Source organism: Paenibacillus sp. E222 (genome assembly GCF_013401555.1).
In the GTDB taxonomy this organism is placed as follows: Bacteria; Bacillota; Bacilli; order Paenibacillales; family Paenibacillaceae; genus Paenibacillus.
In genome coordinates this window covers 4,002,399-4,015,874 of record NZ_CP058552.1, presented here as the reverse complement: position 1 = coordinate 4,015,874, position 13,476 = coordinate 4,002,399, and the positions used below count along the sequence as shown (strand labels likewise).

General features: G+C 44.5%; 12 protein-coding genes. 2 read left to right on the top strand and 10 right to left on the bottom strand.

All coding sequences use genetic code 11. From position 1 onward, the window contains the following. Window positions 1-12: 12 nt before the first annotated feature. The 4 genes from HW560_RS18165 to zwf all read right to left on the bottom strand — a co-directional run bounded on the left by HW560_RS18165 (window position 13) and on the right by zwf (window position 5,101). Window positions 13-1,116 (bottom strand): metallophosphoesterase, encoded by a 1,104-nt coding sequence (locus tag HW560_RS18165; protein ID WP_179264150.1) that lies wholly within the window; start codon window positions 1,114-1,116, stop codon window positions 13-15. 289 nt (window positions 1,117-1,405) lie between these two features. Further along, window positions 1,406-2,824, bottom strand: a complete 1,419-nt coding sequence (gene gndA, locus HW560_RS18160; protein WP_090900269.1) for an NADP-dependent phosphogluconate dehydrogenase — start codon at window positions 2,822-2,824, stop codon at window positions 1,406-1,408. 60 nt (window positions 2,825-2,884) lie between these two features. After that, entirely contained in the window at window positions 2,885-3,550 is a 666-nt protein-coding gene (gene fsa / locus HW560_RS18155; protein WP_063563123.1) for a fructose-6-phosphate aldolase, read from the bottom strand. Window positions 3,551-3,583: 33 nt separating this feature from the next. Continuing rightward, window positions 3,584-5,101, bottom strand: a complete 1,518-nt coding sequence (gene zwf, locus HW560_RS18150; RefSeq protein WP_179264148.1) for a glucose-6-phosphate dehydrogenase — start codon at window positions 5,099-5,101, stop codon at window positions 3,584-3,586. A gap of 112 nt (window positions 5,102-5,213) precedes the next feature. Between zwf and HW560_RS18145 the strand changes: the two genes are divergently transcribed. Further along, window positions 5,214-6,101, top strand: coding sequence for a LysR family transcriptional regulator (locus tag HW560_RS18145; protein WP_090900275.1), 888 nt, complete (start codon window positions 5,214-5,216; stop codon window positions 6,099-6,101). An 85-nt stretch (window positions 6,102-6,186) separates the two neighbouring features. On the opposite strand, the gene HW560_RS18140 is transcribed toward HW560_RS18145, so the two are convergent. The 3 genes from HW560_RS18140 to HW560_RS18130 form a co-directional block, all read right to left on the bottom strand. Further along, entirely contained in the window at window positions 6,187-6,879 is a 693-nt protein-coding gene (locus HW560_RS18140; RefSeq protein ID WP_090900277.1) for a hypothetical protein, read from the bottom strand. A 169-nt stretch (window positions 6,880-7,048) separates the two neighbouring features. Then, window positions 7,049-7,633: a cupin domain-containing protein gene (locus HW560_RS18135; protein ID WP_090900280.1), complete on the bottom strand. Its 585-nt coding sequence runs from the start codon at window positions 7,631-7,633 to the stop codon at window positions 7,049-7,051. Window positions 7,634-7,856: 223 nt separating this feature from the next. Beyond that, window positions 7,857-8,099, bottom strand: a complete 243-nt coding sequence (locus HW560_RS18130) for a hypothetical protein (protein ID WP_179261362.1) — start codon at window positions 8,097-8,099, stop codon at window positions 7,857-7,859. A 306-nt stretch (window positions 8,100-8,405) separates the two neighbouring features. Here HW560_RS18130 and HW560_RS18120 point away from each other — a divergent pair, with 306 nt between their 5' ends. After that, complete coding sequence (locus HW560_RS18120; protein WP_179264146.1) at window positions 8,406-9,938, top strand: hypothetical protein; 1,533 nt, start codon at window positions 8,406-8,408, stop codon at window positions 9,936-9,938. A 135-nt stretch (window positions 9,939-10,073) separates the two neighbouring features. On the opposite strand, the gene HW560_RS18115 is transcribed toward HW560_RS18120, so the two are convergent. The 3 genes from HW560_RS18115 to HW560_RS18105 all read right to left on the bottom strand — a co-directional run bounded on the left by HW560_RS18115 (window position 10,074) and on the right by HW560_RS18105 (window position 13,466). Next, the gene (locus tag HW560_RS18115) at window positions 10,074-11,147 is read right to left on the bottom strand and encodes an ankyrin repeat domain-containing protein (protein WP_179264144.1); all 1,074 of its coding nucleotides are present in this window, start codon (window positions 11,145-11,147) and stop codon (window positions 10,074-10,076) included. 200 nt (window positions 11,148-11,347) lie between these two features. Beyond that, window positions 11,348-12,673, bottom strand: coding sequence for an MFS transporter (locus HW560_RS18110; protein WP_179264142.1), 1,326 nt, complete (start codon window positions 12,671-12,673; stop codon window positions 11,348-11,350). A 28-nt stretch (window positions 12,674-12,701) separates the two neighbouring features. Beyond that, complete coding sequence (locus HW560_RS18105; RefSeq protein ID WP_179264140.1) at window positions 12,702-13,466, bottom strand: ABC transporter ATP-binding protein; 765 nt, start codon at window positions 13,464-13,466, stop codon at window positions 12,702-12,704. Between the last annotated feature and the right edge of the window lie 10 nt (window positions 13,467-13,476).

The window sequence follows — 13,476 nt, the reverse complement described above, 5'->3', positions numbered from 1 at the left end:
TATTATCGCTGATTATTGCTGGAACGTCACATGAATCTGTACAATCTCGGATCGACTGCTTGTTCGAATCGGAGGTCCCCAGAAGCCAAATCCAGAGGTGACGATAGAGTGCATGGACCCTTTTTGCAGATAACCCCAATCATTCTCGTAGATGGCCTTAGTAATAAACTGAGCGGGGGCGATCTGACCACGATGGGTGTGGCCAGATACAACCAAATCTACGTTGTTCTGTTCCGCAATATCCAAATCATAAGGCTGGTGATCCATCATGAGCACAGGCTTGCTCAAGTCGGTATCCTGCATCAACGTCGCTACTTCTGCACGATCCTTCTCTGTCCGGTCTTTCCGTCCAATCAGCGTAATCTTATCGTCCAATGTAATTTTATCATCATACAGAACTTGCATATTACTCTTCTCCAGAGCAGCAATCAGATCCTCGATCGGACCATTATACTTGTCATGATTGCCCAGTGAAGCGTACACTCCGTAAGGGGCCTGAATGCCGCTGATAATATCCGCAATCCCACTCTTGAGGTACATATCCAGGTTGTCATCGATAATATCACCAGGATACAGCACCAAATCCGGCTTCAGTGCGTTAATTTCTTCCACCATACGTTTAGCGTGTGCAGGGCCGGACAACAGACCAAAGTGCATATCTGCAGCCATAACAATGTTGAGGCTGTCTACACCTTCCACTTTTTTATCAATCTGAATGCTGTATTGTCTTACGACTGGACTATAAGCGTTATAGATACCGTAACCCAGCGTAGACAGCAAAAGTACAAGGGTGGCCACACCTGCCCATTTATGAGCGTAATGTCTTGGAATACGCGTTAGTCTAAGTAACCATAGCGTTAGATGAACCACTGGCAAAATTAATAACAGCAGAGAAAAGATTGCAAGCCAATACGAACCAATAACACTCAGGAAGGAAACACTTCCAAACAATCTTGCCAGTATAAATGAAATTGCAAGGAATACAAGCGCAACGATGTAAAACCAACGAAATCTCGCAGATACAACCGGCTTCATCCAGCTCCACCCGCTCCATCCTATGTAAAACACTAATAAACCGTACACAATCAAAAACAAGATGCCTGCAAGTACGAACATGCCTCCGCTAACCTCCACGTCAATAAGTTGATTGCTGAATTTTCTCTTAACCGAATTCCAGTCCATCTGAACAAGTATAACGTACTTAAAGGGGACAGGACATCTGTTTCCATTCCTCAGATGCGTACATTTTATTACAATTTGGGATACTTGAATTCCAATCATATATATCAGCCGATACGTCAACCCATAGCATGTCATCTGAATAAAAAAAACATTCCTGCGTCCGCTCATGACTGAATAACATCATGAACGAACACAGGAATGCTGAATGATCCCGAATTACATATTACTCGTTAGTGTCCATCCATTGGAAGTGGAATGAACCTTCTTTGTCCACACGTTTGAATGTGTGAGCGCCAAAGTAGTCACGTTGTGCTTGCAGCAGGTTCGCAGGCAAACGCTCAGTGCGGTAGCTGTCATAGTAAGACAACGCGCTGGAGAATCCAGGAACCGGAATTCCTTGAGTTACCGCAGCTGCAACGACTTCACGCCAAGCACCTTGGTAGGATTCAACAATATTTTGGAAGTATGGGTCCAGCAGCAGGTTTTTCAATGCTGCATCCTTGTCATATGCTTCTTTGATGTTTTGCAGGAATTGCGAACGGATGATGCAGCCACCGCGGAAGATCATGGCGATGTTGCCGTATTTCAGATCCCAGCCATATTCGTCTGAAGCTGCACGCATTTGAGCAAAACCTTGTGCATAAGATACGATTTTACTTGCAAAGAGGGCTTTGCGCACATTCTCGATGAACGCTTTTTTATCGCCAGAGAATGCTTCAACCGCAGGTCCATTCAAGATTTTGCTTGCTGCCACACGCTCATCTTTCATCGCAGACAAGAAGCGGGAGAATACGGATTCCGTAATCATGGACAATGGTACGCCGAGATCCAACGCGCTTTGGCTTGTCCATTTACCTGTTCCTTTTTGTCCAGCTGCATCCAGAATGACATCAACCATGGGTTTGCCGGTTTCCGGATCGTATTTGGAGAAGATGTCTGCTGTGATTTCAATCAGGTAGCTATCCAGCTCACCTTGGTTCCATTCAGAGAAGATTGCATGCAATTCTTCAACGGACACATTCAGCACGGATTTGAGCAAGTGATATGCTTCACCGATCAACTGCATATCTCCATACTCGATACCGTTGTGCACCATTTTCACATAGTGTCCGGCACCATCTGGTCCGATATATGTGCTGCAGGCGTCATCGCCTACTTTGGCCGAAATCGCTGTAAGGATCGGTTCTACCAACTGATAAGCACTTTCTTGTCCACCTGGCATGATTGCCGGGCCTTTCAACGCGCCTTCTTCCCCACCGGATACACCCGCACCGATGAAACGGAAACCTTTGGCTTCCAGATCTTTGCTGCGGCGTTGGGTGTCAGGGAAGTATGCGTTTCCTCCATCAATGATGATGTCCCCTTCGTCCAAGTGTGGCAGCAGTTGTTCAATGGTAGCGTCCGTTGCTTTACCTGCTTGCACCATGATCAGGATTTTGCGCGGGGATTCCAGGGAAGCTACGAACTCTTCAATCGTGAATGCGCCTGTCAGGTTTTTGCCTTCGGCTTCTTTCAGAAGATCGTTCGTTTTCTCCGGGGAACGGTTATATACCGATACGGAGAATCCTTTGCTTTCAATATTAAGGGCAAGGTTCTTACCCATTACTGCAAGTCCGATGACACCGATCTGTTGTTTACTCATTATGTCCTCCCAATACTCTTTATATATAGTAGTTTAAAATTGGAAATCAACAATCCTTTATTATTGAACCGTTTTTTTCCAGTCTGCTGCGAATTTCTCCATGCCTTGATCTGTCAGCGGGTGTTTGGAGATTTGTTCAATGACGGAGAATGGAACAGTAGCGATATGTGCTCCTGCCATTGCTACACGTGTAACGTGGTCCGGATGTCTTACAGAAGCCGCAATAATCTGTGCATCCAGGTTATGTGTACGGAACAGCTCAGCAACTTTAGCAACCAATTGAACGCCATCTTCGGAGATGTCATCCAGACGTCCCAGGAACGGGGATACATATGTTGCACCTGCACGAGCAGCAAGCAGCGCCTGGTTCACGGTGAAGATCAACGTTACGTTGGTTTTCACGCCTTTTTTGGTCAGGTAACGGCAAGCTTCCAGTCCTGCAAGTGTCATTGGCAGCTTGATGGTGATGTTTTTGTCGTTGTTATTGATTTTGATCAGTTCGTCTGCTTGAGCAATCATCTCTTCAGCTGTGATCGCATCTGGTGTTACTTCCGCAGATACGGATTCAACTTCAGGTACTTCACGCAAAATTTCTTCAATGCGGTCTTCGAATTTCACGCCTTCTTTGGCTACCAATGACGGGTTTGTTGTTACACCAGACAGGACGCCGATTTTGTAAGCTTTTTTGATGTCTACCAAGTTTGCTGTATCGATGAAAAATTTCATATTCAATTACCTCCAAAGGATATGTTTTTTAGGTTACAGATTAGCATTAACAGCCATAGGAACTTCAATATCATCTTCAGCCTGCTGATCGGCAGGTTGATCAAACCACCAGTGGTGCCCTTCCGCAGCGAGCATCGCATCGGACTCTGCGGGTCCATAGCTTCCCGCCGGGTACAGATGAAGTGGGAGCAAATTCTCCTGGAATGCATCCAGAATAGGTTGTACCCAAGCCCAAGACAGTTCTACTTCATCCCAATGAGCAAAGAACGTTGGATCACCATGCAATGCATCATGAATCAAGTTCTCATAAGCCTCCGCCAGATCCTCGCGATCTGGTGACAGATCAATATGAACCGGCTTGAACTCCCCTTTGTTTTGCGGGTCGCTCGCATTCAGCTGCAGCGTCATGCTCTGGTCAGGACTCATCTCAATCACAAGCAGATTCGGTTTGGAACCGTTAACCACGTTGGACTGTCCGGATGGTTCCTTGAATTCGATGACGATACGAGTGGATTTCTCCTTCATTCGTTTACCGGTACGGATATAGAATGGTACTCCGCGCCAGAAGAAGTCATCAATCTGCAATTTGGCAGCAATAAACGTATCATTCATCGTATTCTCGGCAACACCCGGCTCAGCTGCATATCCGTTAACGGATTTGCCTTGGATGTTTCCTTCAGCATACTGTCCGCGAATGACACTTGCACCCACGTTTTGCTTTTGCAGTGGCTGGATTGATTCCATGATGTGTTTTTTCTTCAAACCGACTTTTTCCGAGGTGCTGTTATACGGAAGCTGGATCGCCATCATCATAAGCAATTGCAGCATATGATTCTGGAACATGTCACGCACGGCGCCTACATGATCATAATAGGATGCCCGTTCTTCCACACCAACAGTCTCATTAGCGGTGATCTGCACATTGGAGATGTAACGGTTGTTCCACAACGCCTTCATGATCGGATTGCTCTGATGCAAGGTTTCAAGACGCTGTACCATCGGTTTGCCCAAATAGTGGTCAATTCGATAAATTTCTTCTTCGGTGAACGCTTCGCTTAATTTGCGATTGAGGTCACGAGCCGATTGCAGATCATGTCCAAATGGCTTCTCGATCACAAGGCGTTTCCAGCCCTCAGTTGATCCAAGTCCACTTTCCTGAATGTTCTCTGCAATGGGTTCAAAGAATTCTGGACCAACCGAAAGGTAGAACAGACGATTGGACGGAATGCCAAGTTCAGCCTCTCTTTGTTCAACCAAATTTAACAGCTCTATATAATCTTCCTTATGGCTTATATTCAATACACTGTAGCGGAAAGCCTGCACGAAAGATTTCACAACTTGGGGATCAGCCGGGCGTCTGGAAAATTCATTTAATGATTTTTCCACTTGTGCCTGAAAGAATTCATCAGACCATTCTCTGCGTCCCAAACCAATCAGCGAGAAGGATGCCGGAAGTTTCTGCTCAATGTATAAATTATATAAGGCTGGATATATTTTTCTTTTGGCTAAATCGCCAGTCGCACCAAATAAAATAATGCTCGTTGGTTCCATCTCACTATTCTCCTTCCAAGTAACTCTGGTTTCTTTGCTGTAGTTACACTATAATACGTTTTATAGCCATACAAGTAATTAATATATTTCACAGGAGCTATAGACAATATCTATGACGACAAATTATGAATTATATAAGGTATTCTATTGGGCTGCCAAAACAGGCAGTTTGACCCAAGCCGCCAAAGCGCTATATATTACTCAACCAAGTGTCAGTCATGCCATTAAACAGCTGGAAGAAAGCTTTGGTCTCACGTTGTTTTACCGGAACTCCAAGGGAGTTGCGCTAACACAGGAAGGTGTAAGTCTTTATTCGTATATTGAACAATCACAGATTTTGATCTCGCTGGCCGAGGAGAAAATGGCTGCATTGAAGAGTTTAGACAACGGAGAACTACGGATTGGTGGCAGTGATTCGCTGTTCAAGCATTACATGCTGTCCTATCTGGAAGAATTCCATGTGCTCTACCCTAACATCAAGCTGCATCTAAGTCATGGGACAACGCCGGAAGTCATTACCTTTCTGAAAGAAGGTAAAATTGATTTGGGTGTTGTGCGGATGCCCATTGTTGATCCACAGCTTGAGGTCAGGGAAAGTATCCAGCTCAAAGACTGCTTCGTTGCGGGTGAACGTTATGCTCAACTGAAGGATAAAGTTATGACATTGGACATGCTGCTGGAGCATCAACTGATTCTTTTCTCCAGAAACAGCCGGGTTCGGATGGCGATCACGGAGCTGTTCAACAGCTATGGCTATACCCTCAAGCCCGAGATTGAGGTCGGCAGTGTCGATTTGTTAATTGAATTTGCACGGCGGGGATTGGGCATATCGTATGTCACCCGTGAATTTATTTCCAAAGAGCTGGAAGAAGGTTCTCTCTTCGAAATTCAGCTGGATGTTGCCCTGCCCCCTTCGCATGTGGGCATCATGACAAAACGTAATATGCCGATTTCCCTGGCAGCCAACCGGTTTATGGATCTCATTTTCAAAGCAGATTAAGAAACTCGTTGTTCTACTGGTTTACAAAAAAAGTGCCTCGTCATCCTAAAAAGATGATGAAGCACTTTTTGTTATATTCATTTTCCTAAGTAAACAACCTGCCAACTCTACCTGATTCAAGTTCTCTCAATCTACTCTCAATTCTCTCAGGAATCATAGCAAACAGTTGCTCCCAGGGCATGAATAGACTCGGCTCAAGCAAAAACTCTTCAAACTCCATAGAGGGAACAAACGCCTTAGTCTGCAGGAAACTCCGCACGCTGGCATCAATCTCTTCATTGGTTTCGAAATAACCTTTGAACATCTCGTTCACGAGCAGACCGTCACACCCCGCATTGGCGCCTGCTGCACTATACAAATCTGGCAGAAGTTCAAACACCACAGGGATCGGAGAAAAAGCATGTTTGCCTGGCTGCGAGTATAGATACACATGGCGTCCAACCACATTCACTCGATCCTTCAGCAATCCCCGAAGTACTTTGCCATGGAAGCTGGCTTCACAGTCCACGACTTCACCATCATGACCCACATATATCCACACATGCTCCATTTCGTACAAATGTCCAATTTCATAATCCCACCAAATCGAAAATTCAATCACATATTGGACCGCCTCAACCGGAAAATGAATTTCACGCTGGAATGACGGTGAAGGTCCTGATTGATCCAAAATGGAAACGCCTACAAAATCAGGGTAAAAGGGTTCATTGCGATCAAACATCAATACAGGTGCATAGCTCATCGCAGTTTCCAGCATTTCCTGCTCAGTCATGGTCATGGATCGTCCCTCCAGATTCTTTGAGTGCTACTACTGTAACAAACCAGTGTTATGCCTATCTTAACAGAGAATTCGGAATGTGTTAATTGGAACAAAACATAGGCCCGTACTCGGAAAATGTTCCGGTCACGGACCTGAATCGGTCATTGGATAGGAGAACGTGTTGATGTTATCCCTTTGAGTTTTTGGAGGATTTGGATGCTTTGATTGCCTGATCGGAAACAGAATCCACACAGCCAATCGGTGGTCCCAAAATAGCGTCATTTTTAATTGATGCTACTGCCTTTGCGTATGCCTCCTCATCAATGCAGTATGCACGATGGGCAACTTCAGGCGGCGTTGCAACCAGGAAATCTGCCCCGAGCACAATGTCCGGTGTAGGTTGATCAAAAATCGTCAACAGGTGTACTTCATCAGTCTCCGCCACAAACCAGTGAAACCATCCTTGAGGGAATATCGAAACCTGACCTGGCTTCAAGTGATAACTAATCCGCTCCCGCTTGAACGGATCGTAGACAGAGGTGGTAATTTCCCCGTTGATCAGAACGACCATCTCGGTCACATTTGTATGCCAGTGTGGCTGCACAATAATACCTTTGCTCATGTGTACATTGAAGAATCCATTTTTGATCGTAGGCAGCTGCGGTCCAAATAACTGGGTAATATAATTGCGCGAATCACGCTGATAATTCAACACCGCTGTCGAATCGGCCGCCAGCTGAACATTCGGGGCTTGCAGAATCGGATTAGTCATACCGCTGTTTCCTCCTTGTAGGCGTACATCTCATTGTTGTACTGTATGCGTTAATTAGCGGAGATAATACCGAGGACACGGTTCCATTGCAATTTTTATCCAGCCGAGTAATTTCATCTGTCAATTAGGTGAAAATCATCCACTCTCAAGTAAAACACAAAAACACCCTTTTCTGAAAACAGGTCTGGGGCGTTAAGTGTTTTATCTATAGTCTTGCTTTATATTAGGCAAGTCCCGGGTATCTTCCCCCTGCGGCAAATCCTTTAGGAGATATTCGTTCAATCTCAGCCCATTCATCCTTGGTGAAAGAAACCTGCAATGCACCCAGATTCTCATGAACTCTCTCCAGACTGCGAGTACCAGGGATCTTTACTTTCATTCGAAAACGGGTAAGCAAGTTGAATAATGATGCTCCGCCATCTCGCTTCGAGATGTGAATCGGAGGCAGGGAATACATGCTCTGCATTGGGGTCCCATAAACGAAATAGATGGTCCTTCTCTTCCTCACTTAACTGGAGTGATCCCGGCTTGCTCTGGCTGAATCCGGCTCCTCCGAGATTTCAAAAATTCACCCAGCGTTTTATTACGGCTAATACCTGTAGTCATAAATAACCTCCCTTAGATATTCAGATTTCTATCGATTCAAATATGGCTCTATCCAAAATGGATGTGATCGAACGCCTTTGATATAATTCTTTTATTATCATTTTTGCAAAATCTCTAGTTTACAAGAAGCTTAGCATTGATTTATGCAAAACGAAAGGAGCACATCATGGTCCCAACGGTCGGAGACATATACTGTGTATACGTCGAAAATTTACAACAATATGCTGCCTGCCAGGTAACTGGCCTGAAAGAAACCGGGAGTAAGGGATCACGCCAGCTTGCTGCAATCCTGCAATTGGACTGGACAGGAGATCAGCGGCCCGATGAAACGGAACTTCATCAGATGAAACCGCTCATTTGCAGCTTTTATTTCTGGAAAAATCGGCTGGATCATACCTTTGTGAATGCCAATGTCCCTTCCAATTTTATTCTGGCAGGTAATATCCCTCCGCTTGTCACTGAACAGACAAATAGTTATAGCGGAGGATGGCTGATTGGGGACAGTCTGTACCGGCAACGTCAATGGGATGCCATTGATGAAACAAGAAGAATACGGTTTAAGAAAGCCGCTGAAGACTTTGAAGAGATCTCGGTTGGCCATCAGATGATGAGACGCAATTCGAGTGTAATACGCAATTTCAAGCCGAGGTCTGAAGAAGATGTGGCCGAACTTGCCAAACTGCCTTGTTTGACAAATATTCAAATGGACGGATATCCGGAATCACTGATACCCTTCCTAACCAAGGAGCCGATTATCAATGAACTCCATATCACGAACCACGGTCAAAAGTCGCTGGACCTCAGTAAAAGTCATTTGACCAAACTCGTCATCGATGTCAGCGGATTGGAACGTCTCACTTTGAATACCAAGATGAAAAGTCTGAATTTTACAGGAAACCTGTCTGCCAGCCTTTGTATTGATGCTCATGAGGATGGAAAATGGTTAACATTGAATGTTGCTGCGAGTCTGCCACATATCAACGGAGTTCCACGTCTGGATGGCTTACATATTAGAGAAATCACAGAGCTGGATTTAGCCCCCCTTGTGAAACGTTATCCGGAACTTACGGAATTGCGTTTGTGGGGTAAACCAGGCAGTCTGATTCAACTTGAATCCATTCAGCATTTGAAGGCGTTACAGGAATTTAGTACATATGACTTGTTCGGATTCATTGGAGAACAGTTCCCTAACCCAGAACAATTCCCTAAGCTATCGAAACTATGGCTAACCAGTTTGCCAGCAGAAGCCGCCAAATCAATTAAAACGAGATATAAAAAAGCAGCCGCAGCCGGGCTCGAACTCGAAATCAGTAAACCGCGAAAACCGGAATGGCTCGCAGAGAATCTAACGAATCCTTTTCGAGACTGGGACGGACGGGATCATATAAAGTCTGCTCATGCCAAGAAGGCAGCACAACTGTATAAACAATGTCTCAAGAAAATTCGTCAGCTGGCTCAAAGCCAGATAAGCAACGAAGTTATCCAGAAACAGCTATTTTCCATGTTTGAAAACTACACACAAACCTTCAACAAAATGGATGCTAAAACTGGCTTTATTGAAACGGTTGAACGTGAAGAAATCTATGTTGTTCTTGCGAGCTTGCTTGATCAACTGGAACAGGAACTTGGTAATGAGAGTACTATTAAAGTTAACCATGAGGCGTTATATGAGGTGTTTGATCTGTTGAGGGATTTCTAATTTGTATTGCAAATTCTAAACAATCGAACAAGTAATACAAAAAAAAAAAAAAACCGGATTCATTCGAATCCGGCTCTTTCTTGTTAATTTATATATATCAGTGAATAAATATTTAATAATTGCATCCATGCTTAGCTACATTTGATCGAAGAATTCTGTGATCTTCTCACCCGGGTCAGCTAGAAATTCAGGGAACGTGCATATATTTCCAATCTCCTGATGTTCAATGTCAGCGAACCCAATCATTTTTTTGCTCGGGTTCCAGACGATCAGGATATGGGAGTACTGATCCACGTCAGAGGATATGCGCAGCAGTTTCTGTCTGCCCAGCTTCATCTCTACCGTATCGATCAGATGGAAGAATTCGATGTATCCCACGCCGGATGGATTGTCCGGCAAGTCGATTCTGCGCGGACCTTCCGTTAGAAAACGGATTAATACATCAGGCAGCTTGTACGATTTGAGCACATGCAATTTATTGCTCAGACTGTGAAAGTCTTGCGGCTCATGAGATTTCAAATACTCTGCCATTTCCGCATTCTTCTGACTGACCGCAATCGTATACGCCCGCTCCCCATCCTTCTCTTGAATAGTTACATCCGCTCCACGCTCTACCAGAAATTGAACCATCTTCATATTGTTGTTGCGAGCAGCTACCGTAAGCGGTGTAGCCTTGTATGGATACACCATATCCGGCTCATTATAGTTAATATCTACACCCTCATCCAGTAAATACTGAATGGTTTGCAGATCGTGATCTGACACTGCTCTTCGCAGTGTTTTTCCACCATATTTTTGAATATCCAGTCCGAGGTCCTTCAGCACTGCGATATTCTTTTTGTTACCGTAATAGGCTTCATCATATGCATTCGACTTCACCTTGCTCAAACTGTTCAACTTGGCACCCTTCTGATGCAAATATCGGATGAGCTCTTCCCCGCCATATCTGACCGCTTTGAGGATTGCTGGATTATCCTTCACGTTCAGGTTCACTCCGCGCTCCACCAAAACCTTAATGACTGGAAGTTGATTGGTGATTAGGGCAATATCCAATGGTGTCAATGCTATGTATTTGCTGAGCGTAATCTCTTTTTCAAGATCCATACCATGTTTAATGAATTCTTCTACAGCAATAACATCTCCCTTGTAAATCGCCATAGCTTCATCAGGCAACGTTTCAAACGTACCTTGATTTCCGATTTTGAACAAAGGTGTAACCTCCCCCTGGTTAATATCTACACAAATAAAAGCCCCTGATGCTCGTTACTACTAGTATACCTGCTATCCTTTTCATTTGTACAAACCCTCTACCAAAATCATGATTCCAGTCCTAAAGCCTTTCATACACACCAACCCCGAAACATAAAGTTCCGGGGCCAATATCATCCTTTAAACTACATCACATCAACTCAATCATGCGCTAAATTCGTTGGGTCTGTTGACACAATATCAATCCCCTTCTCTAACCCCTTAATGGATTTAAGTTGAGAAGTGATAGCTGCAATAGCGATAACAAATATTCCTGCAATAATAAACAACAACGCAATGCCTCTTCCCGGACCAACGCCGATATATGATCCTACGGTCGAAGCAAGTGCTCCACCTTCCACCAAAAGCGGGTTAAAGACACGGTCTGCCAAAAATCCTGCAAGGCTGTAGGATACAATAAAACCCAATTGTGATAAAATGCCGATGATTCCCCACACCCTGCCTTGTTTCTCGTTGGATATGTTATTGCGCACCAATACGTCTGCACTCATGTTGACAAAAGGCAGGGAGGCCAAAAACAGGAAGCCTGCAAAGATAATGAAATAAATATTGGTGGAAACCCCCAAGAGGGAGAATGATAATCCGGATAGAACCAGACCCAGAACAAGTATTTTTGAATATTTTTTACTTAGGGTGAACATGCCAATACACAGACTGCTGATCAGCATGCCGATCGCGCTCACAGATTGAAATGTTCCAAGTGTCCTTGAATCCGAAAATGATAAGATCATAGGACCAATGAGCGTCTCGAGGAATCCCAGATAGAACGTGACAATCGAAATAATAATAACAAGGAGCAGCACGCCTTTACTTGTCGTGACTTCAATCCAGCCTTCGTTAAGTTCAGCAAGCCAAGGCTTCCTCTCGGCATCGCTTCGCGCTGCTTTAATGCTTTTCCGAATAGCAAGCACCGCTAGAATGGCAACCAGATACGTCAACATATTAATGACTAGAATGACTTCAATGGTTGTTATACTGAGCAGAATGCCCGCTATTATGGGTGAAAATAGAAACTTGGATGATTCGGCGAGCTGAACCAAGCCACTGCCCTTTGAATATTGATCTTTATCAAGCAAATCGGTAGCTGAAGCCTTGTACGCTGGACTTTGAATGGCCGAGAATATGGAACTGAAAGCAACACCAACATACAGATGCCATAGTTCAATCTCCCCCGTCAGGATCATGATCCAGATAAAAACGAGACCACCGGCAGAACCAAGATCACCTATGACCATCATCATGCGCCGGTCAAAACGATCTGCAAGGACTCCACCTATAGGACGCAACAGGATATTAGGCAAAAAGGTAAATAGTGTAATCAGTGCCACAGCTGTCGCCATATGGGTTTTCTCAAATGCGTAAACACCAAGGGAGAATGCCGTCATTCCGATTCCCATGGTAGATATGAGCTGTCCGAACCATACGATCAGAAATTTGCCAAATGACCTGTGTTCCGTCTGTTTCATTGGTTAAGCTCCTCTCCAATAAACCGTGTTAGAACCCGTGATCCGCAAGCCACTTACCTAAGCTGCTCTCTCTCGCTTTAAGATCATGCTGCTTGTTGAACTTGCCCATATTACGATCTGCCACCAGTTTGCCGTCCATCATGAATAAAACCCGTTCAGATCGCGCGGCGACCTTGACGTCATGGGTAACCATTAATATGGTCGTTCCAGAAGCATTAATATCTCCTAGAATATCCATAATTTCACTGGTTGAACGTGAATTCAGTGCCCCAGTGGGTTCGTCGCCAAACAGAATATCAGGCTGATTGATCAGTGCCCTGCAAATGGCGAACCGTTGCAACTGTCCACCCGATGCCTGGGTGATATTGTGGTTGGCTAGTTCATCAATCCCCATTTTTTCCATCAGATTGAGCGCTCGTTTATTAATGGAATCTCTACTACTTTTTTTGGCCAGATAGGCAGAAAGAATGATATTGTCGAGTAGATTCAGATTTTTCAACAGATGTATGTTCTGAAATATAAAGCCCATCTTATTCAAGCGAAGCTGTGCCAATTCTTTCTCTGAGAACTCCGAAATTTTCTTGCCAGCAAAATAAACACTCCCGCTACTTACCTGATCCATGCCGCTGACATTGTATAACAAGGTTGATTTTCCTGAGCCCGATGGACCCATAATGGAGACAAATTCGCCCTTCTTCAATTGAAAATTAATATCCTTCAAAATAGGATGCTTCTCATGCTCACCAGTACTGTACGATTTGTTCACGTTTTTGGCTTCCAGGATTATAGTCATGGTTGTCCCC